The organism is Leeuwenhoekiella obamensis (assembly GCF_055391795.1).
On record NZ_AP029251.1, the window covers coordinates 1,153,008 to 1,176,807 of the forward strand.

Annotated in this window: 19 protein-coding genes; 11 read left to right on the forward strand and 8 right to left on the reverse strand. The window is 37.7% G+C overall.

All coding sequences use genetic code 11. The annotated features are described in order from the left end of the window. The first annotated feature begins 17 nt into the window (after positions 1 to 17). From ACZ5L8_RS05130 to ACZ5L8_RS05155, 6 genes are all read left to right on the forward strand, one after another. Complete coding sequence (locus tag ACZ5L8_RS05130) at positions 18 to 491, forward strand: DUF6428 family protein (RefSeq protein WP_464440207.1); 474 nt, start codon at positions 18 to 20, stop codon at positions 489 to 491. Between the two features lie 24 nt (positions 492 to 515). Next, a complete protein-coding gene (locus tag ACZ5L8_RS05135) occupies positions 516 to 1,121 on the forward strand; it encodes an arsenate-mycothiol transferase ArsC (protein WP_464440208.1) in 606 nt (201 codons plus the stop codon). Between the two features lies 1 nt (position 1,122). Continuing rightward, on the forward strand, positions 1,123 to 2,160 hold the full coding sequence (arsB, locus tag ACZ5L8_RS05140) for an ACR3 family arsenite efflux transporter (protein ID WP_464440209.1): 1,038 nt from the start codon (positions 1,123 to 1,125) through the stop codon (positions 2,158 to 2,160). Positions 2,161 to 2,294: 134 nt separating this feature from the next. Then, positions 2,295 to 4,151, forward strand: a complete 1,857-nt coding sequence (locus ACZ5L8_RS05145) for a DNA topoisomerase IV subunit B (RefSeq protein ID WP_464440210.1) — start codon at positions 2,295 to 2,297, stop codon at positions 4,149 to 4,151. 33 nt (positions 4,152 to 4,184) lie between these two features. Beyond that, complete coding sequence (locus ACZ5L8_RS05150; protein WP_464440211.1) at positions 4,185 to 6,842, forward strand: DNA gyrase/topoisomerase IV subunit A; 2,658 nt, start codon at positions 4,185 to 4,187, stop codon at positions 6,840 to 6,842. Positions 6,843 to 6,926: 84 nt separating this feature from the next. Then, positions 6,927 to 8,981, forward strand: a complete 2,055-nt coding sequence (locus ACZ5L8_RS05155) for a hybrid sensor histidine kinase/response regulator (protein ID WP_464440212.1) — start codon at positions 6,927 to 6,929, stop codon at positions 8,979 to 8,981. Here the strand turns inward: ACZ5L8_RS05155 and ACZ5L8_RS05160 are convergent. From ACZ5L8_RS05160 to ACZ5L8_RS05170, 3 genes are all read right to left on the reverse strand, one after another. Next, complete coding sequence (locus tag ACZ5L8_RS05160) at positions 8,978 to 10,888, reverse strand: tetratricopeptide repeat-containing sensor histidine kinase (protein ID WP_464440213.1); 1,911 nt, start codon at positions 10,886 to 10,888, stop codon at positions 8,978 to 8,980. The genes ACZ5L8_RS05155 and ACZ5L8_RS05160 overlap by 4 nt on opposite strands. 100 nt (positions 10,889 to 10,988) lie before the next feature. Then, positions 10,989 to 11,366 carry a DNA topoisomerase IV gene (locus tag ACZ5L8_RS05165; RefSeq protein ID WP_464440214.1) on the reverse strand — a complete coding sequence of 126 codons (378 nt, stop codon included), beginning with the start codon at positions 11,364 to 11,366 and terminating at the stop codon, positions 10,989 to 10,991. 41 nt (positions 11,367 to 11,407) lie between these two features. Then, positions 11,408 to 11,839 (reverse strand): helix-turn-helix domain-containing protein, encoded by a 432-nt coding sequence (locus ACZ5L8_RS05170; protein WP_464440215.1) that lies wholly within the window; start codon positions 11,837 to 11,839, stop codon positions 11,408 to 11,410. Positions 11,840 to 12,116: 277 nt separating this feature from the next. On the opposite strand from ACZ5L8_RS05170, the gene ACZ5L8_RS05175 reads away from it, so the two are divergent. From ACZ5L8_RS05175 to ACZ5L8_RS05190, 4 genes are all read left to right on the forward strand, one after another. Beyond that, on the forward strand, positions 12,117 to 13,292 hold the full coding sequence (locus ACZ5L8_RS05175; protein WP_464440216.1) for a M14 family zinc carboxypeptidase: 1,176 nt from the start codon (positions 12,117 to 12,119) through the stop codon (positions 13,290 to 13,292). Positions 13,293 to 13,353: 61 nt separating this feature from the next. Continuing rightward, a complete protein-coding gene (locus ACZ5L8_RS05180; RefSeq protein ID WP_462598485.1) occupies positions 13,354 to 13,833 on the forward strand; it encodes an Lrp/AsnC family transcriptional regulator in 480 nt (159 codons plus the stop codon). A gap of 105 nt (positions 13,834 to 13,938) precedes the next feature. Beyond that, complete coding sequence (locus tag ACZ5L8_RS05185; RefSeq protein WP_464440218.1) at positions 13,939 to 16,524, forward strand: phosphoenolpyruvate carboxylase; 2,586 nt, start codon at positions 13,939 to 13,941, stop codon at positions 16,522 to 16,524. A gap of 6 nt (positions 16,525 to 16,530) precedes the next feature. Further along, positions 16,531 to 17,049, forward strand: coding sequence for a DinB family protein (locus ACZ5L8_RS05190; protein WP_464440219.1), 519 nt, complete (start codon positions 16,531 to 16,533; stop codon positions 17,047 to 17,049). Here ACZ5L8_RS05190 and cyaB read toward each other — a convergent pair. From cyaB to ACZ5L8_RS05215, 5 genes are read right to left on the reverse strand one after another with little or no spacing between them, the layout of a single operon-like run. Beyond that, positions 17,044 to 17,610: a class IV adenylate cyclase gene (gene cyaB / locus ACZ5L8_RS05195; RefSeq protein WP_464440220.1), complete on the reverse strand. Its 567-nt coding sequence runs from the start codon at positions 17,608 to 17,610 to the stop codon at positions 17,044 to 17,046. The genes ACZ5L8_RS05190 and cyaB overlap by 6 nt on opposite strands. Before the next feature lie 44 nt (positions 17,611 to 17,654). Continuing rightward, a complete protein-coding gene (locus ACZ5L8_RS05200; RefSeq protein WP_462598481.1) occupies positions 17,655 to 18,926 on the reverse strand; it encodes an adenylosuccinate synthase in 1,272 nt (423 codons plus the stop codon). A gap of 5 nt (positions 18,927 to 18,931) precedes the next feature. Then, complete coding sequence (locus ACZ5L8_RS05205; RefSeq protein WP_464440221.1) at positions 18,932 to 19,396, reverse strand: Fur family transcriptional regulator; 465 nt, start codon at positions 19,394 to 19,396, stop codon at positions 18,932 to 18,934. A gap of 23 nt (positions 19,397 to 19,419) precedes the next feature. Next, positions 19,420 to 21,624 (reverse strand): RelA/SpoT family protein, encoded by a 2,205-nt coding sequence (locus tag ACZ5L8_RS05210; RefSeq protein ID WP_464440222.1) that lies wholly within the window; start codon positions 21,622 to 21,624, stop codon positions 19,420 to 19,422. A gap of 52 nt (positions 21,625 to 21,676) precedes the next feature. Then, positions 21,677 to 22,909: a M48 family metallopeptidase gene (locus ACZ5L8_RS05215; RefSeq protein ID WP_464440223.1), complete on the reverse strand. Its 1,233-nt coding sequence runs from the start codon at positions 22,907 to 22,909 to the stop codon at positions 21,677 to 21,679. A gap of 135 nt (positions 22,910 to 23,044) precedes the next feature. On the opposite strand from ACZ5L8_RS05215, the gene ACZ5L8_RS05220 reads away from it, so the two are divergent. After that, the gene (locus tag ACZ5L8_RS05220) at positions 23,045 to 23,740 is read left to right on the forward strand and encodes a hypothetical protein (protein ID WP_464440224.1); all 696 of its coding nucleotides are present in this window, start codon (positions 23,045 to 23,047) and stop codon (positions 23,738 to 23,740) included. The last annotated feature ends 60 nt before the right edge of the window (positions 23,741 to 23,800 follow it).

The following is a 23,800-nucleotide window of genomic DNA, read 5'->3' on the forward strand; positions in this document are numbered from 1 at the left end:
CTAAAATCTAAATTGTTATGAAGATCAATGCATTTAAAGAACAGCTTAAAAAATCATCAAAGATCGGTTTTCAACTGCCAGATGGTAAATTAGTTCCTGGTCACTTTCATGTTACAGAAGTGGGTAAGGTGGTAAAAGATTTTATCGATTGTGGCGGAACCATGCGCCATGAAGAACGCGTTAATCTACAATTATGGAGCGCAGATGATTATAACCACCGTTTGCATCCAGAAAAGCTTATTGACATTCTTGAATTATCACAAGAAAAACTAGGAATAGGCGATCTTGAGATCGAAGTAGAATATCAAGGAAGCACGATCAATAAATTTGGTCTAGACTTCGACGGTAAGTATTTTCAGCTTACAACTACAATGACCGACTGTCTTGCAAAAGACAATTGCGGAATCCCAGAAAAGAAGCCAAAAGTAAAACTCTCTAAGCTTATACAAGCCGCTAGCGATCCTTGCATTCCTGGTAACGGCTGCTGCTAGAACAACTAACTAAATCGCAAAATAATGTTTCAAAAAATTTCAGCTTTCATCGAAGGCCTGGACGAGAACACCCTAGATCCAGCGCGAAAAGAAACGCTTCAACCGCTTATAGAATACATTCATAAGCACTTGTCTGATAAAGAGATCAATCTTAATTACATCTGCACACATAACTCACGTAGAAGTCAATTTGGGCAAGTTTGGGGTAAAGTTGTTGCAGCATTTTTTGGCTATAGCCAAATAAAAACATTTTCTGGTGGAGTAGAAGTGACCGCTTGCAACGAGCGCACGATCAAGGCACTTGAAACAACAGGTTTTGCTATTGAAAATCCCGGTGGAGAAAATCCGAAATATCAAGTTACTTACAGTGAAAATGCACCCGCAATTGAGTTGTTTTCAAAGCAATTTGACAACGAGGTTAATCCTGAAAGTGATTTTGCGGCCATCATGACCTGCTCACATGCAGATGAAAATTGCCCTTTTATTCCCGGAGCTCAGCGAATTTCTGTGACGTATGAAGACCCAAAAGCTTTTGACGATACACCACAAGAATCTGAAGCGTATTTAGAGCGAAGCAAGCAAATCGCCACCGAAATGAAATATGTGTTCTCGCAAATAAAAAACGCTTAAAATGGCTGGTAAAAAACTAGGCTTTCTTGATAGAAACCTAACCCTTTGGATCTTTGTTGCGATGTTGATTGGTGTTAGTTTAGGAAACTTTTTTCCATCAATTCCAGATACGATCAATTCGTATTCATCAGGAAGTACGAATGTTCCGCTGGCAATTGGGTTGATATTGATGATGTATCCACCGCTGGCCAAAGTCAATTACAAACTTTTACCACAAGTTTTTAAAAATGTAAAAGTTCTGTCAATTTCATTGCTTTTAAACTGGGTGATCGGGCCGGTTCTGATGTTTGTTCTTGCGTTGATCTTTTTGCACGATCAACCAGAATATATGACGGGTTTGATTTTAATAGGTTTAGCGCGTTGCATTGCCATGGTGCTTGTGTGGAATGATCTCGCCGAAGGAAGCAGTGAATATGGTGCAGGTTTAGTGGCTTTAAACAGTATTTTTCAGGTGTTTGCGTATAGTTTTTATGCGTGGTTGTTTATCACAAAATTACCACCTATGCTGGGTTATGAAGGTGCTGTTGTAAATATTTCTATCGCAACAATTGCAGAGAGCGTTTTGATCTATCTCGGGATACCTTTTGCGATGGGAATTCTAAGCAGATTGATCTTAGTAAGACTTAAAGGAGAGCAGTGGTACACGACAAAATTTATTCCGGCGATATCACCTATTACTTTAATTGCGTTGCTTGGTACGATCATTTTAATGTTTTCGCTCAAGGGCGAAAAGATCTTACAAATCCCAATGGATGTTGTGCGCATTGCAATACCGTTACTTATTTATTTTGCGGTGATGTTTCTCGTGGGATTCTTTATTACAAAGGCTTCGGGCGCATCTTACGATAAAAATGCCGCGATCGCTTTTACCGCTGCGGGTAACAATTTTGAACTTGCTATTGCTGTGGCTATCGCTGTTTTCGGGCTTAATTCTGGGGAGGCATTTACGGGCGTTATTGGTCCGTTGGTAGAAGTTCCTGCTCTTATTTTGTTGGTTAGAGTTTCGTTTTGGTTACGAAAGAAATTCTATTCCGCGTAAGCGAAAAAAAGACACAACCCCTTAAAACTGTTTTGTCAACAGGTATTATCTTAAAATTGTTAATTAAAATGAAGTTCTGAGCTTTAAGAAAACGTTGCGAAACCCTATATTAGCACACATCCCGCATTTTTTCTATGACTCAAGAAACACAATACACCGAAGATAATATTAGATCGTTAGACTGGAAGGAACACATCCGTATGCGTCCTGGTATGTATATTGGGAAGTTGGGTGACGGTTCTAGTGCTGATGATGGGATTTATATTTTGCTTAAAGAGGTTCTTGACAACTCTATAGATGAGTTTGTTATGGGCTCTGGTAAAACCATTGAAGTGAGTATACAAGGTACTCGCGTTATCGTACGCGATTATGGTCGTGGGATACCGCTAGGTAAGGTTGTAGATGTGGTGAGCAAGATGAACACGGGTGGTAAGTATGACACGCGTGCCTTTAAAAAGAGTGTGGGTCTTAACGGTGTAGGTACAAAGGCTGTAAATGCACTTTCAGATTATTTTAGAGTTGAGAGTTCGCGAGATGGGCAATCTGCTTCTGCAGAGTTTGAGCGTGGTGAACTTACAAATCAAGAGTTTCTTGAAGAAACTTCACGTAGAAAAGGAACTAAAGTAACTTTTGTTCCTGATGAGTCAATATTTAAGAATTACAAGTACCGTAATGAGTATGTAGAGCGCATGCTTAAAAACTATGTTTATCTCAATCCGGGATTAACGATAGTTTTTAATGGTGAAAAGTTCTTCTCAAAAGACGGACTTAAAGACCTTCTTTCTGAAAGCATTGCGGAGAGCGACAGACTTTATCCTATTATTCACTTAAAAGGTGATGACATTGAAGTTGCGATCACGCACAGCCGCACACAATATTCAGAGGAGTACCACTCTTTTGTTAACGGTCAGCATACCACACAAGGTGGTACGCATCAGGCTGCTTTTCGCGAAGCGATAGTAAAAACATTGCGCGAGTTCTACAATAAGAACTTCGATGCGGCAGATATTAGAAAATCTGTTGTGTCTGCGATAAGTATTAAAGTGATGGAGCCGGTTTTTGAGTCTCAGACAAAAACAAAATTAGGTTCTACAGATATGGGTGGCGAGCTTCCCACTGTGCGTACGTATGTAAATGATTTTGTTAAGACAAAACTTGACAATTACTTACACAGGCATCAAGAAACGGCAGAGAAGCTGCAGCGAAAAATATTACAAGCAGAGCGCGAGCGCAAAGAGTTAAGCGGAATTAGAAAGCTAGCAAAAGATCGTGCTAAGAAAGCAAATCTTCATAACAAGAAACTTAGAGATTGCCGCGTGCATCTCACAGATAATAAAAAAGAGCGCTACCTTGAGAGTACGCTTTTTATCACAGAGGGTGATTCTGCATCAGGAAGTATCACAAAATCACGAGATGTAAATACACAAGCGGTTTTTAGCTTACGCGGAAAGCCTTTGAACTCATATAATATGAGTAAGAAAATTGTGTATGAGAATGAAGAATTCAACCTTCTGCAGGCTGCGCTGAATATTGAAGAAAGCATGGAAGATCTGCGATACAATAATATTGTGATCGCAACAGATGCTGATGTTGATGGAATGCATATTAGATTATTATTGATCACTTTTTTCCTTCAGTTCTTCCCAGAATTGATAAAAGAAGGACATCTTTATATTTTAGAAACTCCGCTTTTTAGAGTGCGTAACAAGAAAGAGACAATTTATTGTTATAGCGAAGAAGAGCGCAGAGATGCTTTAAATAAACTAGGAGCAAAGCCAGAGATCACCCGATTTAAAGGTTTAGGTGAGATCTCGCCAGATGAATTTCAACATTTTATAGGTGAGAATATTCGTCTTGCGCCAGTGATGTTAGACAAGACTATGTCTATTGAAGAGATCCTTAAATTTTATATGGGTAAGAACACACCAGACAGGCAAAAATTCATCATAGACAATCTTAAAGTAGAACTAGATCCTGTTCTCGAAAAATAATAGAATTCCAAAAATCTTTCCGCTAAGGAAACCATGAGCGAAAACTACGAAGATCCACAACTCAACCCGGAAGAAGAAGAAAACAATAACGGTGAAACCATTACCCGCGTTACGGGTATGTTTAAAGATTGGTTTCTAGACTATGCTTCTTATGTAATTCTGGAGCGTGCCGTACCAGCTATTGAAGATGGTTTTAAACCTGTGCAGCGCCGTATCATGCACAGTATGAAAGACCTTGACGATGGTCGCTATAACAAGGTAGCGAACATTGTGGGACACACCATGCAATATCACCCGCACGGTGATGCGAGTATTGGTGATGCGATGGTTCAAATGGGGCAGAAGGATCTTCTAATTGATACTCAGGGTAACTGGGGAAACATCCTTACCGGCGATGGCGCGGCAGCACCCAGATATATTGAAGCAAGACTTTCTAAATTTGCTTTAGAGGTACTGTACAGCCCAAAAATTACCGAGTGGCAATCATCGTATGACGGTCGTAAAAATGAGCCTATTAACCTTCCGGTGAAATTTCCTCTGCTGCTAGCACAAGGCGCCGAAGGTATTGCCGTAGGTCTTAGTACAAAGGTTCTTCCGCACAACTTTATTGAACTTATCGATGGATCTATAAAACATCTTAAAGGAAAGAAATTCACTATTCTTCCTGATTTTCCTACTGCTGGTGTTGCTGATTTTACAGACTACAAAGATGGTAAGCGCGGCGGAAAAGTTCGTGTGCGTGCAAAGATCTCTCAGCAGGATAAAAATACATTGGTTATTACCGAAATTCCTTTTGGTACAACCACATCTTCATTGATCGATTCTATTCTTAAAGCAAATGATAAAGGAAAGATCAAGATCAAGAAGATTGAAGATAATACTTCGGCAAATGTAGAGATCCTTGTGCATTTGCCTTCTGGACTTTCGCCAGATAAAACCATTGGCGCTTTATACGCATTTACAAATTGTGAAGTTTCTATTTCGCCGCTGGGCTGTGTTATTGAAGACAACAGACCATTATTTATAGGTGTTACAGAAATGCTCAAACGCTCTACCGAAAGAACCAAAGAACTTCTTAGAAAAGAGCTTGAGATCAAGTTAAATGAACTTGAAGAACAATGGCATTTTGCTTCATTAGAACGAATTTTTATTGAAAATAGAATTTACCGTGATATTGAAGAAGAAGAAACCTGGGAAGGTGTAATTGCTGCGATCGATAAAGGTTTACAACCGCACATCACGCATTTAAAACGCGCGATCACAGAGGAAGATATCACAAGATTAACTGAGATCAGGATCAAGCGTATCTCAAAATTTGATATCGATAAAGCGCAACAGAAAATTGATGCGCTAGAAGATCAAATCGCTCAGGTAAAATATGATCTTGAGCACTTAGTAGATTTCGCAATAGCGTACTTCAAGAATCTTAAAGAAACATACGGCAAAGGTCGTGAGCGCAAAACTGAGATCAGAATATTTGATGATATTGAGGCGACTAAAGTTGTTATAAGAAACACCAAACTTTATGTAAACCGCAAAGAAGGTTTTGTGGGTACAAGTTTGCGTCGCGATGAATATGTAACTGATTGTGCTGACATTGACGATATCATTGTTTTTACCGGAGAAGGTAAAATGATGGTTACAAAAGTGGATACTAAAACCTTTGTAGGTAAGGATATTATTCACGTTGCGGTATTCAAGAAAAAAGATAAACGCACTACGTATAACCTGATCTATCGCGATGGTACAGGTGGCGCAACCTATGTGAAGCGCTTTAACGTAACGAGCATGACACGTGATCGCGAATACGATCTTACACAAGGTAAAAAGGGAAGTACGCTTTTTTATTTTACGGCAAACCCCAATGGCGAAGCAGAGGTTGTTACCATTTACCTTAGAGCCATAGGTAATATCAAAAAATTAAAATTTGATCTAGATTTTGCAGATCAATTAATTAAGAGCCGTACGGCGAAAGGGAATCTCGTTTCTAAGCACTCTGTACGCACGGTAGAGCTTAAGGAGAAAGGTCTGTCAACATTAAAACCAAGGAAAATTTGGTTTGATGATACTGTGATGCGTCTCAATGTGGACGGTCGTGGAGAATTGCTTGGAGAATTTAGAGCAGAAGACAGATTACTTATCGTAACTCAAGATGCAGTTGTAAGAACAATTAAACCAGAACTTACAAAGCGTTTTGAGAATAATATGATCATTCTTGAAAAATGGAACCCTAAAAAACCTCTTTCTGCGGTGTATTGGGATGGTAATAAAGAACGATATTATGTAAAGCGTTTCTTGATCGACAATCCAGAAAAAGAAGAATTGATCATAACAGATCATCCAGATAGTCATCTTGAGATCATTGCTACAGATTGGAGGCCGGTTATCGAGATGATTTTCTACAAAGAAAGAGGTAAAGATCAAAAAGATCCAGAGGAAGTAAACCTTGAAGAGTTTATTTCGGTAAAAGGTATTACAGCTCTTGGAAATCAGCTTCATGTAGGAAAATTAAAACAGATCAATAGATTAGAATCATTGCCATACGAAGAAGAACCTGTAGAAGATGTTACAGATTCTAATGATAGTGATGATGAAAATGATATTTCTGATAAAAATACGGGAGATTCTACATCAGGAAATGCTGGAAACGAAGAATCTAATGGCAGTGGACAAGGTTCCTTATTCGACTAATATTGTAAATAATATCTTACAGTAATATTTTTATCAATCGATGAAATAAAATCATTAATTTTGTTAATGTTTTTATAAAGTCAGATGACAAAGAACGTCCCTTATAAGTTCTACTGGATTTCTGTAGGTGTATCCCTTGTATTACTCCTTGTCTGCTATTTACTATTCGTCAATAGATTAAATGATAATGTAGCTCGGCTTGAAGAACAACTTTCTACCACAGGTAAACTAGCCGCATCCGGCATAGAAGAAGAGGTGAAGAATGATCTTTTCTTCCTTTCAAACCTTAAACAGCGTATTGAAATGACAAACGGTGCTTTTCTTGACGTTTGGCAAGAAGACGCGCTAAGGATCGTCAACCAGCAATCTGCGGTCAAGCTCATAGAATATATAGACAGCACTGGCGTTATTCAAGAGGTTATTCCGGCGAAAGCCAATAAAAAAGCTGTGGGTCTTGATGTGAATACTTTAGCTTATAGGGCTAATGACTGGAATAATACTAAAATTGACAGCCTTACAAATTTTACGGGTTGGGTTGATCTAGTGCAAGGCGGTAATGTTTTTCTTATAGATATGCCGCTTTTTTACAATGGCACATATCACGGCACAATAACCGCCGGGATGGATTTTAAATCTTCGTTTGATAAGCTTTCTACATATTTAGGTGATTATACGGTTGTGATTAAAGATCAAAAAGAATCAATTTTCTACCAAAATAACACGCCAAATGATGATCAATTCTCAAAACGATTAGTGTATCAATCTGATATTATTGTAAATCCTGATCAGGATGATCAATGGCTATTCACGTTTACATTTACAGATCCTCATGTTATTAAAGACAACCTTCAGAATTCTACGTATGGTTTGTATCTAGGTATTTTACTTTCGATCTTAATTGGGTTTCTGTTGTTTTTCACTTTGGTTTCTCGCCATGTGGCGAAAGAGAGCAAGATTGCCAATTTCAAACTTCAAAAAGCGAATATTAAGCTCAACAAACAGCAGATAAAACTTGCGAAAGCTTCTAAAGCGAAGTCAGAATTTTTATCTAGCATGAGCCATGAGATCCGAACGCCGCTTAATGGAATTTTTGGCATCACGCATTTGATAGAAGATGAAGGTGTTTCTGAACAACAGAAAGATTATTTAAAACTTCTAAGAGAATCAACAAAAATCCTGGTGAAGCTCGTAAACGATATTCTTACAATTGATAAGATAGAAGCGGGTAAAAGTGTTCTTGAAGTTGAGGATTTTGATCCACTTTCTGTAGTGCAAAACGTAGCGGATTTTTACCGATTAGAAGCCGAGCAAAAAGGCTTGAATTTTACGCTTACTTATAATTCTACCCCAGAGTCAACAATCGTTTCTGGTGATAGAAATAAGTTTGAACAAGTGTTGGTGAATTTGGTTAAAAACGCAATCAAATTCACAGACAGTGGAAAAATTCAAATAATTTATAATCAAAAGATTAAAGAAGACAGTTTAAAGCTAAAGATTAAGATAAAAGATACTGGAATAGGTATCAAAAAAGAAGACAAATCTTTGATCTTTGAACGTTTTAAACAGTTAGAAAGTGGAGCAAAAAGACGTCATGATGGTAGTGGATTAGGACTTTCGATCACACGCCAATTTGTGGAGCTCATGGGCGGTAAGATCAAAGTAAAAAGTCAGCCTGAAGTAGGAACTGTTTTTACTGTGAAGTTAGATTTGGCTGTAGCCAAAACAAATGAGTTAGCAGACATTAATAAAGAACATGAGGCTAGTAATTATTCTGGTTTAAAGGTGCTAGCCGTGGATGATAATAAATTGAATCTTGTGATTCTTGCAAAAATGCTTGATAATCTTGGCGTTCATGTTCATCAATCTTTTGATGGAAAAGGTGCCATCGATCTTATTCAAAAAAACAACTACGACTTAGTTTTTATGGATGTGCATATGCCAGGAATGGATGGTTTTGAAACTACACGTCAGATCAAAAGTTTAAAGCGAGAAACTGTTGTTTTAGGACTTTCGGCAGATGCAACACAAGATTCTGTGCAAGAAGGAATGCGCGTTGGGATGAGCGATTACCTTACAAAACCTATCGACAAAACAAAACTACATAAGGTTTTATCGATCTATACTGTTAAGAATTCTTAGCGAACCGGCAGGTGGAGAAGGACTTTGGTTCCTTTTGGATTTTTAGAATCGTCGTAAAGATCAATAATATTAAGAGAATGCATGTGAGCAAAATTCTTTGAGAAGTTTTGTAAGCGGTCCATTGTAAGTTTAATTCCTATAGATTTCTTCTGCGTATTGCGCTTGTCGCTAGGAATTTCCATGGTTTTTTTGCGACCTATACCATTGTCTAAAATTGTGATCTCTACAAAGTTTGAGTCTTTTTGCTTCACATCAAGCTTCAACCATTTGTGCCCCTCTTTAGGTTGAAGACCGTGCCATAGCGCATTTTCAACAAATGGCTGTAAGATCAAAGAAGGAATCTTGATCTCAGACAAGTCAAGATCATCGTCAATATTTATCTCAAAATCGATCTCATTGTTAAGTCGCATATTCTCAATACTTACATAACGTTTCATTGTAAGAATTTCTTCCTCAAGAGTTATCTCTTTTTCAAGCGAACTGGTAAGAATAGAGCGTATAAGTTTAGAAAACTGATTAAGATAATTTATCGCCTCATTCACAGCATTTTGCTCCATGTATATTTTAATGCTTAGCAATGCATTAAAAATAAAATGCGGATTCATCTGAGAGCGCATCAATTTTTGCTCTGCGCTTAAAACTTCTTTTTCCTTTTTTAATTTAAACTGCCTGTACAGAATATAAAATAGCAACAGTAAGATACAAGCGATCACAATTACAAACCTCAAATTTTGCTTGCTCTTATCGATCTGCATATTAGCGACAGCATTCTCAGCCTTTAAAATTTTAATTTTCGCCTGACTGCTCTCAGAATCATATTTTAAATTAAGGTAAGTAACATATTTATGGTTTTGCTCATTTAAGAATTCGGCTTGAGTTTCTTGAGCAAGACGCTGATTTTCAAGTGCAAGCTTATAGCTTCCTTTGCGTTCATAAAGATGAGAAAGATCTTCATAGGCCATCTTTAAAAACTGCAGATTATCGTTGCCTTTTGCTAGGTCACGACCTTCAATAAGATACATTTCGGCTTCAGCCAAACGACCAAGATCTGTAAATGCCCAGCCAAGATTTATATAACTCATGGCGATATAAAATTCATCACCTATCTTCTCTGCAATAGGTATCGTAGGCTCAATTAACTCAAGCGCTTCTTCAGGTTTTCCTTGCTTTAAATAGATTTGCGCAATACTGTTTTGACAAATCACTTCGCCAAGATCAGAGTTAAGTTTGCGGTTATATTCTAATGACTTTTTATAGCTATCAATTGCTTCGTCAAAACGATCACGTTGCTCAAAAGTGATCCCAAGATTTGCATAATTTATCGCAAGACCCAGATCGCTATTAAGATCAGATTCATATTCAATAGCGCGTTCAAAATAAGTTTCAGCAAGATCATTCTCGTTTAGCGAAAGGTAGATGTTACCAATACTATTAAGAGAAACAGAAGTGCTCTTTTTTGTAATAGAATCCTGTACAGGCTTAGCTTCAGCGAGCGCCAATGCTGATTGATGATAATCTACAGCGATCTTCACATTATCCATGCGACGATACACAACGCCTAGCATATTTTGAGCAATGATCTCAAGATCTGTATTACCTATTTCTTGCGCAAGTTCTAGACTTTGCTCATGATAATTTATCGACTTATCATACTTGCTTTTATCTCTAAAATATGTTCCTAAAAAGTTATACGCGACAGCCTGACCCAAGCCATTTTTCAATTTTTCGCTTCTTTCAGCAAAATTTTTGAGGTAAACAGTATCGTAGCGCTTGCTTTGAAGTTTAGAAAAAACTTCCATAAGATTCTTAGAACCGGCAGATTCAAGATTTTCTTGCGCTTGAGTTGTTTTCGCTGCAGCGAAAAAAATAAATATAAGAGAGAAGCAGTAAAATTTCTTGAAGATCATGAGCCTGAAAATGATAGCTAAGATAAAAAATCTTACCGCAGCAGAAAGTGGAAGTCTATAATATGCTGGGAAAACGGTTTAAATGCAGCCTAGTAGCAATCTAATCTTTGATCTTCTTGGCTGTTCCATTTTGTTTTTTGGTTTCGCCTACAATAGAATATTCAAAAGTGTACTTGTCGCCATCAGTTGAAAGTATCTTGAATTGTAATGCTCTGCGCTCATCCCTGTTTTTAGGATTGATCTTTGTCGCGATGTATTCACAGTCGTTAAGCCAGCGTATAGAAGAAGAGTCGGCTTGATTTTTATAGTAATCTATCTCTAATGTATCGTTACGGGTAAATGTGGTTTTGTTTACCTCGCCATTTATATACGTCTCAAACTCAAAAGTTCCAATTTTAAAGGATTTGCAGTCTTTTTCTACAGTATAACAGGCAGTAAAAGAAAGGCAAAGAAGTATGAGTAGAAGTCTGTTTTTCATACTGTAAAATTACGATAATCCTATGCTGAGATAAAAAAGATTTAAGGTAAAAAGTTCTTGAAAGTTCCGTCTTTATAGAAGATCACGATACGTTCTATTTCTTCATCGTGATGATTATTTCTTGTAGGCGGATTTTCAACTTCTAAAGTTGGCTGTTCAGATTCTTCGGTAAATAAGCCTTGCTGATAAGAAGGCGTAGATTTTGGCGCAATAGGTTTAACTGCTTCGGGTTGTTTTTGATCTGCATAGTTAGGGTAGGTTCCTTTACCATTAAGAAGCCAGTAGATATTTACTTCAGGAAATGCGTCAACAACCTTTAAGACAAATTCAAGACTCGGTTTATTTCTTCCAGACAAAATATGCGAAATTGAAGAGCGGCCTACATCTACAGCATCAGCAAATGAAGTGGCATTAAGATCATGTTCTTCCATGATCTTTTGAAGTCTTTTTCCAAAATCAGCACTGTTTACCATTGTAAACAAATTTAAATCGATTATACTTTTACAAATGTAAACAATAAGAGATTATTTAGCAATTTAATCTGTATAACCGGTAGATAATCATAAAGTTTAGGATTAAGTGATTACATCTAATTAACTCTAATTATGGTATTTATTATAATACTATTTAAATGTAGGAATATGTCCTAAATGATATTATCAAACCAAACAATCTATGTTTACAGAAGTAACAACAAAGTTAATTTTCACTGTTCACATTTGTAAATATTGTTGTGTTTACATTTGTAACATGAATGAACACTTCGATTATCAAGCTTTGCTAGATTGGCATCAGGAGAACTTTGAATCTTCTTTAAAGGGACGTTACATTAATCAGCAAATGATACTTCCACTGATAGAAAATCTGTCTGCAGATTTTAAAGTTGACGTTGCAGGTCAATCTGTAGAGCACAGAGATATTCACACCATAAAATGGGGAAATGGCCCAAAGCGCATTATGCTATGGTCGCAAATGCACGGTAATGAATCGTCAACTACTAAAGCTCTTTTTGACTTCTTTAAATGGCTTGAAGGAAATTCAGACGTTGTAACTGTATTAAAAGACAAAGTACAATTTCTGGCTATCCCAATGCTTAGTCCAGATGGAGCGCAGCGCTACACACGTCTCAATGCGGTAGAAGTTGATCTCAATAGAGACGCACAAAACCTCTCACAGCCCGAAAGTGTTGTGCTTCGCAACGTTTATAATGAATTTAAACCTCAATATTGCTTTAATCTTCATGGGCAGCGTACCATTTTCAGCGTTAATAATCCGCCACAAATTGCGACTTTGTCCTTTCTATCACCGGCAGAAGACACAGAACGATCTGTGACCTTTTCGCGTAAAGCGGGAATGGCAGTGATAAATGCTATGAATGACACTCTGCAGCAAATTATACCAGGGCAGGTGGGCCGCTATGATGACAGCTTTAATATTAACTGCTCAGGCGACACATTTCAAAGTCTCGGGGCGCATACTATCTTGTTTGAGGCTGGTCATTCGGCAAACGATTATGATCGCGTGCGCACGCGTGAGTTGCTTTTTGTCTCTTATATAAAGGCGTTTTTGTATATCGCAAATACAAATGAGCATGCAGATGATTCTGATCTGGCTTACGCCAAAATCCCTCAGAACGAAAAATTGTTTTATGACATCATTTTAAGAGAAATTGAAATTCCTGGTGTTGGTTTGACTGATGTTGCGGTACAATACGAAGAAAAACTAGCTGAAAATGAGGTGCAGTTCATTCCGAAAATCGCTCAAATAGGTGAATTAGAAAATTTTAAAGGTCATAAAGAGCTAAAAGGATTTAGTCAAAAAATTCTCAAACCAAATGATATTCAGTGGGAAGTGGGAGAGGTGCTTGAAGAAATTACAGTGAATGGTGAAAGTCCTACAACGTTTTCGTTATTTTTAGATAAATAATTATGAATAATTCAATCAATTTGTGTTATTTTTGCGTTTAACACAATTTAATGATTGAATAATGGCGAAATTTAAATTAGACGAGGTCGACCATCAGATCCTAGACATGCTTATTGAGAATACGCGTACCCCTTTTACAGATATAGCAAAAAAGTTGCTTATCTCTGCAGGAACGGTGCACGTGCGAGTTAAAAAGATGGAAGAAGCAGGAATCATTGTGGGGTCTTCTCTTACTTTAGATTATGCGAAACTAGGATATTCTTTTATCGCCTACGTGGGTATCTATATCAACAAGACAAGTCAAACGCAATTTGTTCTTGAAAGAATAAACCAAATTCCTTATGTTACCGTAGCACACGTTACAACAGGTAAATTCAATATTTTCTGTAAGATCAGAGCGCGCAATACAGAGCATGCTAAGAACGTGATCTTTGAATTAGATGATATTGATGGTGTTTATCGTACAGAAACGATGATCTCACTAGAAGAAAGTATCAACGACAAGAAGCGTTTGATGCATTCTATCTTTCAAGACCTGTAAAGCCAATTAAGAAATTATAATCTTTTATTAAACCCTTTGGCTTTTACGGTTAAAGGGTTTTTTTTATGTAATATTTCAACCAATAAAAACAAAAGTCAAGCTTTTATGTCAAGGCAACCAAAATTAGAAAGATTTAATAATCATGTAAAATCCAAGTATGAGGTTTACAATAGTCTGTTTATGACTTTACCTTTTCAGGGAATTTCAAATACCGGAGTGTTATTGCCGCTATTTGATATGATCTGTCAACGTGGATACAAGGAGAATCATACTCCCACAGAAATAGTGAAATATTTCTTTGATAAATATCAACGTGATATCCCTGAAAGTGATCGTTATGATCTTCTTTTCCGTTTTATTCAATATATAGAAAGACAAGTTGTTCTTTTTGACGCGATTGAAGATGCTAGTTACCGTATCGTTAATAATATGGACGGTCGTGGTACACTGCGTAACATTAAAGAAGAAGCACAGGCTCAGAACAAAACAGATAAACTTAAAGACTACTTAAGTCATTTTAAGATCCGTCCTGTACTTACAGCACACCCTACACAGTTCTATCCTGGAGCTGTTCTTGGTATTATCAATGATCTTAGCGACGCGATCAACGCTAATGATCTTGAGATGATAAAGAATTTACTAGCACAGCTAGGTAAAACTCCATTTTTCAAGAAAGAAAAACCTACACCTTATGACGAGGCTGTAAGTCTTGTGTGGTATTTAGAGAATGTATTCTATGATTCGGCTAGTTACATTTACAATTATCTACAGCAAAACCTTTTTGACGGTGAGTTTATAGATAATCAAATTATAGACCTAGGCTTCTGGCCAGGTGGTGACCGTGATGGCAACCCTTTCGTGACAACGGAGATCACTTTAAAAGTTGCTGCAAGATTGCGTAATACCGTGATAAAGAATTATTATCGCGATATGCGCGAAATAAGACGTCGTATCACTTTTGTGGGAACAGAAGAACCTCTTGCTGATCTTGAGAAGAGATTATATGACAGCATCTTCTTGCCAGGTGATCAATTGAAAATTTCGCTTGAAGAGTTAAAAGAAACTCTTGCAAAGATGCGCAAAATTGTTGTTGAGGAGCACGAAGGTCTTTTTGTTGAAGAACTGGATGATCTTATCAATAAGGTAAATATGTTCGGTTTTCACTTTGCGACACTTGATATTCGTCAGGATAGTAGAGTGCATATGCATGTGATGGAAGAGATATTCAAGCAATGTAAGCATGACGGTCTTGATATCTTCCCAGATAATTATCTTGAACTTGAAGTTGAAGATCAGATCAAAGTGCTTCAAGGAGTTAAAGGTAATTTGGATACATCCAAATTTGTAGACGATATTACAAGAAAGACCCTTGAGTCTATCTATGCGATGCAAACCATTCAAAAACAAAACGGTGAGCGTGGTTCTAACCGATACATTATCAGTAATAACCAGACAACTCTTAACGTGATGCAAGCTTTTGCAATGCTTCACTTATGTGGTTGGGATAATCCTACGGCTGATATCGTACCGTTATTTGAAACTGTTCCTGATCTTAAGGCAGCTGCCGGTGTGATGGAAAAACTTTATAACAACGAGGCGTACAAAGCACATCTTGAGAGTCGTGGTAACCGTCAAACGATCATGCTAGGATTTAGTGATGGTACTAAAGACGGTGGTTACTTGATGGCAAACTGGAGTATATTTAAAGCTAAAGAAGAGCTTACAGAGATCTCTAGAAAATATGGTATCAAAGTAATATTCTTTGATGGTAGAGGTGGACCACCAGCACGTGGGGGAGGTAAAACTCACCAGTTCTATGCTTCTCTAGGTAGTACAGTTGAGGATGAGCAAATCCAACTTACAGTACAAGGACAAACCATTAGTTCAAACTTTGGTACGGTAGATTCTTGCCAATACAACCTTGAGCAATTATTGAGTTCTGGTATTTTTAACGGAGTATTTTCTGAAAAGCAACCAGCATTTGTTGATGGTGATAGAGAAACGATGCAAGAATTAGCAGAAATAAGCTATCAAACGTATTCTGACTTTAAAGCGCATCCTAAATTCCTTCCATATCTGGAGAAAATGAGTACGTTGCAATATTATGCTAAGACAAATATTGGTAGTCGTCCTAGTAAAAGAGGTGGCGGTGATAAATTAGATTTCTCAGCACTTAGAGCAATTCCGTTTGTGGGATCGTGGAGCCAGTTGAAGCAAAATGTGCCAGGTTTTTATGGTGTAGGAACTGCACTTAAAAACTTTGAAGAAAAAGGTGAATTTGACAAGGTTAAATCGCTTTATAACAATAGCTTATTCTTTAAAACTTTGCTAGAGAATAGTATGATGAGCTTAACTAAATCTTTCTTCGGGCTTACGGCTTATATGAAGAATGATGAAGAGTTTGGTGAGTTCTGGACATTGATCCATGAAGAATATCAATTGACCAAAAGATTACTTCTTAAGCTTACTGGTTATAACGAATTGATGCAGGAAGAGCCAGCTGGTCGTGCTTCAATTCAAGAGCGCGAAAGTATCGTTCTCCCGTTATTGACTATCCAGCAGTTTGCGTTGAAGCAAATTCAAGATCTAAGAAAAGATCCTAATGCAGATACAGAGAAACTGGATATGTTTGAGAAAATGGTAACACGTTCTCTATTTGGTAACATTAATGCGAGTAGAAACTCAGCATAATTAGATATGAAAAAAAGCTCCATAAATCCTGAAGAATGCAATTCATTCTATCATAATTATTTAAAATTGGTAGATGATGATGCTTCGCTTTTAGATTCTCTTTATCTAGGTAAAGAGCGAACGATCAGGTTTTATGGAGCTATTTCTAATGATAAACTTAATTACGCTTACGCGGAAGGAAAGTGGACGATCCTTGAGGTGTTACAACACGTGATCGACACAGAGCGCATTTTTGCGTATCGAGTATTGCGCATTGCGCGAAATGATAAAACCGAATTGGCCGGTTTTGATCAAGATGATTACATAAAGCCATCTCAGGCAAACAGCAGAAATATTGAAGATCTGCTTGAAGAATACAGTGCTTTGAGAACGAGCAATATTTATATGATCCAGGCGATTCCTGAAGAATGTTTTAAAAATGAAGCCATTGTTAGCGGTGGTAGAATGACGGCTCGCGCTGCTGCATTCATTATGTTAGGCCATGAAATTCATCATGCTAACATTATTCAAGAACGCTATTTATAAATTCTCTCTGGCGTTTTTAATTCTCTTTTGATACGTGAGCGTCGTCAAGTCAGACTCTGGTATTTCTAGTTCTTCTAGAATTTTATAGACAACCTTAAAAGCTTCTTCAGTTTCATTGTGATCATTAGCTAGCGTTTCAATTTCTATGAAGGTTTCTGGTATTTCATCAAAGGTTACATAGGAGATCTCTATATCTTTTTCGCTGTAGCGAAATGAAAAAAAACGGCAGTATTTTGTGTAAGCTATTTTTTGGCGAAAGCCTAACTTCTCAAGAATATTAGCATTTTGTTCTGGATCTTCAATTATAGTTTCGTATTCTGGTTTTGATCTGGATTTTTCATCAAAACGAGCATCTTTAAGTGTGAAGACATTTTTTTGCTCTCCGGTTTCGAGATTCTCTTTTGTGCGAATTCGCAATTCTTGATCTCTTTCTTTCAACTTATTCTCTTGATCATAATACCGATCAAAATATCTATGCGTTGAATAGATTGAATATTCCTGAAGTTTTTTAAAAACCTGTTCTGGATGGTTTAATACTGCGGTGAGTTCTACTTCTAGCATATTGCAAAATAAAAAACCCGAAGCGATTTACTCCGGGTTTTGTTTTATCTAAGAATTGTTTGTGTTCTGTCTGGTCCCACAGATACGATCTTAATGGGTACTTCAAGTTCTTTTTCTAAGAAATGAATATAGTCCATCAACTCTTGTGGAAGTTGAGACTCATCTGTCATCTTAGTAAGATCAGATTGCCATCCTTTCATCTCAGAGTAGATAGGCTCTACATTTTCTGGCTCAATATTGTATGGTAAATGCTCGATGCGATCACCTTTATATTTGTAAGCTGTACAGATCTTCAAAGTATCAAATCCAGAAAGTACATCTGCCTTCATCATCATAAGTTGTGTAACACCATTTACACGTACGGCATACTTTAAAGCAACAAGATCTAACCAACCGCAACGGCGTGGTCTTCCTGTGGTTGCTCCAAATTCATTACCCACGCGTCCCATGGTTTCTCCAGCTTCATCAAAAAGTTCAGTAGGGAAGGGGCCGCTACCCACACGAGTGGTATACGCTTTAAAAATCCCGAAAACTTCTTTGATCTTGTTAGGAGCGATACCTAAACCAGTACAAGCTCCAGCTGCTGTAGTAGTTGAAGAAGTAACAAAAGGATACGTACCAAAATCAATATCAAGTAATGATCCTTGTGCACCCTCGGCAAGAATTGATTTTCCTTCACGCTCTGCAGTGTGTAAGTAATCTTCAGAGTCTATGAAGGTTAATGTTTTAAGTGTTTCTACGCTTTTAAAGAATTCTACTTCAAGCTCAGTAAGATCATATTCTATCTCAGCGTTGTAGAAATCGATCATTGCAAGATGCTTATCGCGAAGAGAGGTGTAACGCTCTTTCCAGTCATCAAGCTCAAGATCACCTACGCGAATACCGTTTCTACCGGTTTTGTCCATATAGGTTGGACCAATACCTTTAAGAGTAGAACCTATTTTCGCTTTACCTTTAGAAGCCTCACTCGCTGCATCTAGCAATCTGTGAGTAGGTAAAATAAGGTGCGCTTTACGCGAAACCAGTAACTTTTCTTTAAAGTCTATGTTGTATTGCTCAAGATTGTTGAGCTCTCGTTTAAAAATTACCGGATCAATTACAACTCCATTTCCTACAAGGTTTATCGCCTCGTCATGAAAAATTCCACTAGGGATGGTGTGTAACACGTGTTTTATACCATCAAATTCAAGCGTGTGCCCTGCGTTAGGTCCTCCTTGAAAACGTGCTATAATGTTATAATCCTTGGTAAGTACGTCAACGATTTTACCTTTTCCTTCATCTCCCCATTGGAGACCTAGAAGTAAATCTACTGCCATTTATGCTATGCGTTGTCTTTGGTTGATTTGCGATTGCCGTAAAAGTATAGGGAGTGCTTCTGTATTTCAATATCAAAAACTTCTTCAATGGTTTTCTTTATTGACTGTATGCGAGGGTCACAAAACTCGATCACTTCTCCTGTATCTGTAAGGATAACGTGATCATGTTGTTTATCAAAATATGACTTCTCATACTGCGCTTGATTTTGACCAAATTGATGCTTACGCACCAAGCCGCAATCTAGCAGAAGCTCAATAGTATTATACAAAGTCGCCCTACTAACTCTGTAGTTCTTATTCTTCATACTTATGTACAAAGATTCTATATCAAAGTGATCATTGTGGTTGTAAATCTCCTGTAAAATCGCATAACGCTCTGGCGTTTTACGGTGTCCTTTTTCTTCTAAGAACTTAGTGAATACGTTCTTTACAACGTCTTGATCTTTATTTATTGATGCTTTTATTGCCATAAGTAAGGGTGCAAATTTAAGGATTACAGTCTAATGACTTTATCTATACCACCTATTTTTTTCAGGTTGTCAATAAGCTTACGCAAATGCTCCTTATTTTTCACAATAACGGTAATATTTCCTTTAAACACGCCATCATTCGTAGTAAAATTCAAAGATCGCATATTAACATGCATATGCTCTGAGATCTCACGTGTAACTTCATTAACTAATCCTAGATTATCGATACCTGTAAGCTCAAGTTCTGCTCTAAATTCTTGCGCAGAACTGTCAATCCATTTTGCGGGGATAATTCTGTATGCATAATTGCTTTGCAGCGAAATGGCATTAGGGCAGTTCTGTTTGTGAACCTTAATTCCTTCATTTACAGTTGTAAAGCCAAAAACCTTATCACCAGGAATTGGGTTACAACATTGAGCTAACGTATAATCAAGCTTTTGCTCGTCTTTACCAAATACAAGAAGATCATATTTTTCTGTGATCTCATCGTGGTTTAGTTTTTCCGCGACAGCGGGACGGCGTATTTTACTCTTAAAGAAACTCACCAGCGCATTACTACGGCTAGATGCGTATTCTTTGATCATTTTATTATCTATCGTACCAATGCCCACGCGGTAAAAAAGATCAAGACTGGTCTTCAGTTTGAAATAAACCACCATCTCATTGATCACACGTTCATCCATGGTAATCTTTTGTGATCTTAACTTACGCTGAAGGATCACTTTACCATCTTCGGCAATGCCTTTTTTCTCGTCTTTTAAAGAAGATTTTATCTTAGAACGGGCTCTTGCGGTTGTCGCATAATCAAGCCAATGATTATTAGGTTTAGCGTGTTCTGAAGTTATGATCTCTACCTGGTCACCGCTTTTTAGCGTATGCGATAAGGGTACAAGTTTACCATTAACTCGCGCGCCACGAGTGTGAATTCCAATTTCGGTATGAATACTGAAAGCAAAATCAAGTGGTGTAGCGCCTTTTGGTAAAGACTTAAGATCTCCTTGCGGAGTAAAGACAAAGATCTCTTTATTATAAAGGTTGAGTTTAAAGTGCTCAACAAACTCTACCGCATTAGACTCAGGATTTTCAAGCGCTTCTTGTAAACGGTTAAGCCATTGATCAAGAGCGATATCACCATCATCACCTTGTTTGTATTTATAATGCGCAGCATAACCTTTTTCAGCGATCTCGTTCATTCGTTCACTACGCACTTGTACTTCTACCCAGCGACCGCGTAAGCCCATCACTGTGATGTGAAGCGCCTCATAACCAGTGGATTTTGGCGAACTGATCCAATCTCTTAGTCTTGTGGGATTAGGTCTAAAGTGATCTGTAACAATTGAATATATCTTCCAGGCTAGAAATTTCTCACTTTCTTGTGCGCTTTTATAAATGATCCTGATAGCAAACTTGTCGTACACCTCCTCAAAAGGTATTTTCTGGTTTTGCATCTTACGACGAATACTAAAAATAGACTTTGGTCTACCTTTAATATCATAGTCTAGCTGTTCTTTATCTAGCGAATCGCGTACAACCTGAGTGAACTCTTCAATATATTTATCCTGCTCTTCTTTAGTGTCTTTCATTTTACGGGCGATGCTGTTGTAAACATCAGGTTCCGTGTATTTAAGACCTAGATCTTCAAGCTCAGTTTTAATGTTATAAAGCCCTATTCTGTGGGCTAGTGGAGCGTAGATATATAAAGTTTCGCTGGCTATCTTTACCTGCTTATCAGGACGCATACTATCCATAGTTTGCATGTTGTGCAAACGGTCTGCGATCTTGATTATAATTACCCTAACATCATCGTTAATGGTAAGTAACATCTTCCTGAAATTCTCTGCTTGTAGGGAGACATCTTTATTGGTAGATAAGTTTGAGATCTTTGTAAGCCCATCAACAATACGGGCAACGGTTTCTCCAAACATTTCCTCAATGTCTTCAATGGTGTATGGCGTGTCTTCTACAACATCATGTAGTAGCGCGGCGGCGATAGAAGTAGCATCCATGCCTATTTCGCTCGCAACTATTTTGGCTACAGCCAAAGGATGAAAAATATACGCCTCACCAGATTTTCTCCTTTGATCTTTGTGCGCATCTACTGCCACATCAAAGGCATGTCTTATAAGCTTTTTATCATCATCCGAAAGGGTGCGATAGCTAATGCGCAGCAACTCTTTATATTGCCTTGCCAGCTCTTTATTTTCCTTCTGAATGTCAATTTCCTGCATTGAATAAAATTACAATTATAAAAGGATATTTATACGTTCTGGTAACAGAATTTTATGCCTTTAAATTACGGTATCGCTGCAATAGTGTGGGATGCGAGTAATGTAACTTCACATACAATGGATGCGGAGTAAGATTGCTCAAACTATTGCGAGATAATTTTTTTAAGGATTGGATCAAAGGTTGTGCCGCGTAGGTTTCTTTTGCGTAGTTGTCTGCTTGATATTCAAATTTTCGCGAAAGCAAACTCATAAAGAAGTCGGTTATGCCTGAGATAGGTGAATATAAAATTCCAAAAGCGATCAATCCTACATGAAATGACGGATTTTCAACGCCTAGCGCAAGCGAGAATATAGGCTGACTCACAAAAAGGCTAAGCAACCAGAGTGTAAATCCCGTTAAAAGAATTGAAACCACAAGGTTCACGATGATGTGATTCTTTTTATAATGGCCTACTTCATGTGCTAATACAGCAACGATCTCTTCTTCTTCAAGATCGTTTACCAGTGTGTCATAAAGCGTGATGCGCTTCTCACTACCAAATCCAGAGAAATAAGCATTTGCTTTTGTGCTGCGCTTGCTACCATCAATTAAAAAGATATTATCTAGTTTAAATCCTACGGTATCAGAGTAGCGTTCGATCTTTTCGCGTAAGCTATTTTCTCCCAGAGGCGTTTGTTTATTGAATAATGGCACGATGAGCTTTGCATAAAACATATTCATAAACAGTGCAAAAACAGCAAAAACGATCCATGCATAGATCCAGAAGTTACTACCGGTGCTTTGATAAAACCAGATGATAAGCGATAGAAGTCCGCCGCCTAGAATGGCCATCATAAGCCAACCTTTTAATTTGTCTAAAACAAAGGTTTTGCGGGTGGTGCGGTTAAAATCAAACGTTTCTTCGATCACAAAGGTTTTGTAATAAGCAAATGGCGTTGTCAAAATATCAGAACCCAGAATGATCACTGCAAAAAATATCAATGCTACCAGGATTTCATTGTCTGTAAAGCTTCGGGCGAAACTATCTACATAAGCAAAACCATCTAGCAAGAAAAAGGCTAAAGTAATGATGAGCATAAATGTGGAACTTATCGCAGAGAATTTGGCATTAGCCTTCTTATAATTCTGTGATTTGCGATACGAGTCTTCATCATACACATCATTTAACTCCTCTGGTACAGGGTCGTCAAAGTGTTTTGCGTTAAGCCTATCAAGCCATTGATCTATCACAAAACTGATCACGATAATACCTATAATGATATAAAACAGGGTAGTGGGGTTCATTGCAATTTTTATTAAAGGGTAAAGGTAATTATTAATGCACAAGAAACACGCATCCCACTGTTAAGCCGTGTGATAAAAGGTTAATGTATTGATTATCAATAATTATTATATTTAATAACTCTTATAAACCTTACCATGTCACAACAGGACTACAATACGCTTTTACCCGTATATCAGGCAATGACAACGGCTGCCATACAGTCGCCAAAAATCCCAATAGCTACATTCTTGCAAGAAGCAGCAGACTTGCATTTGTGGAGCTTAGAAGATCAGCAGGAATTAGTTACAGTAGGCGTTGTACAAGAATATTTTGACACGTTGCCTGCCCGTATTGGCGCATTGCGACACGCAGAAAGCATCTATAAAGAGCGCCGCAGTGGTCGCGGGGATGCCCGCCAGACTTATAAAAATCTCCGGCCACAGGCAATAGCGTTAAGAGCAAAACTTCAACATGCATACACCTATGCGTTTAGAGAGCGAGAAGATTTGCTTATCGCCGTGAGAGCAATAAAACAGGGTAGTGGAGTGAGCGATCTTATACAAGACTTGAGTGACCTTGTAGTTCTGGGGCAGAGTAATGTTACGCTTTTAAGCGAAATAAACTTTAACGCAAACGCCTTACCCAAAGCAGAAGAAATTATAGTGGCATTAAGCACCGCTCATGCTGAAGCAAAACATACAAAAGCAACCGATCAAGATCAACTCATTTTACGCAATAAAGCTTTTACTTATTTCAAAATTGCGGTTGACGGTATTCGTAAAGTTGGTCAATATGTCTATAGGGATAATCCCGCGAAAAAAGCAGGATATCTTAGCGCATACAGAAAATGAATCGTAAAAGTAAATGGCGATCAAAACCAGTATAAATAGTCTTCCACATAAAAATATAGC

Coding starts and splice junctions, on each gene's coding strand:
- ACZ5L8_RS05130 (WP_464440207.1), top strand. CDS start 18: ATGAAGATCAATGCATTTAAAGAACAGCTTAAAAAATCATCAAAGATC.
- ACZ5L8_RS05135 (WP_464440208.1), top strand. CDS start 516: ATGTTTCAAAAAATTTCAGCTTTCATCGAAGGCCTGGACGAGAACACC.
- arsB (WP_464440209.1), top strand. CDS start 1,123: ATGGCTGGTAAAAAACTAGGCTTTCTTGATAGAAACCTAACCCTTTGG.
- ACZ5L8_RS05145 (WP_464440210.1), top strand. CDS start 2,295: ATGACTCAAGAAACACAATACACCGAAGATAATATTAGATCGTTAGAC.
- ACZ5L8_RS05150 (WP_464440211.1), top strand. CDS start 4,185: ATGAGCGAAAACTACGAAGATCCACAACTCAACCCGGAAGAAGAAGAA.
- ACZ5L8_RS05155 (WP_464440212.1), top strand. CDS start 6,927: ATGACAAAGAACGTCCCTTATAAGTTCTACTGGATTTCTGTAGGTGTA.
- ACZ5L8_RS05160 (WP_464440213.1), bottom strand. CDS start 10,888: ATGATCTTCAAGAAATTTTACTGCTTCTCTCTTATATTTATTTTTTTC.
- ACZ5L8_RS05165 (WP_464440214.1), bottom strand. CDS start 11,366: ATGAAAAACAGACTTCTACTCATACTTCTTTGCCTTTCTTTTACTGCC.
- ACZ5L8_RS05170 (WP_464440215.1), bottom strand. CDS start 11,839: ATGGTAAACAGTGCTGATTTTGGAAAAAGACTTCAAAAGATCATGGAA.
- ACZ5L8_RS05175 (WP_464440216.1), top strand. CDS start 12,117: ATGAATGAACACTTCGATTATCAAGCTTTGCTAGATTGGCATCAGGAG.
- ACZ5L8_RS05180 (WP_462598485.1), top strand. CDS start 13,354: ATGGCGAAATTTAAATTAGACGAGGTCGACCATCAGATCCTAGACATG.
- ACZ5L8_RS05185 (WP_464440218.1), top strand. CDS start 13,939: ATGTCAAGGCAACCAAAATTAGAAAGATTTAATAATCATGTAAAATCC.
- ACZ5L8_RS05190 (WP_464440219.1), top strand. CDS start 16,531: ATGAAAAAAAGCTCCATAAATCCTGAAGAATGCAATTCATTCTATCAT.
- cyaB (WP_464440220.1), bottom strand. CDS start 17,610: ATGCTAGAAGTAGAACTCACCGCAGTATTAAACCATCCAGAACAGGTT.
- ACZ5L8_RS05200 (WP_462598481.1), bottom strand. CDS start 18,926: ATGGCAGTAGATTTACTTCTAGGTCTCCAATGGGGAGATGAAGGAAAA.
- ACZ5L8_RS05205 (WP_464440221.1), bottom strand. CDS start 19,396: ATGGCAATAAAAGCATCAATAAATAAAGATCAAGACGTTGTAAAGAAC.
- ACZ5L8_RS05210 (WP_464440222.1), bottom strand. CDS start 21,624: ATGCAGGAAATTGACATTCAGAAGGAAAATAAAGAGCTGGCAAGGCAA.
- ACZ5L8_RS05215 (WP_464440223.1), bottom strand. CDS start 22,909: ATGAACCCCACTACCCTGTTTTATATCATTATAGGTATTATCGTGATC.
- ACZ5L8_RS05220 (WP_464440224.1), top strand. CDS start 23,045: ATGTCACAACAGGACTACAATACGCTTTTACCCGTATATCAGGCAATG.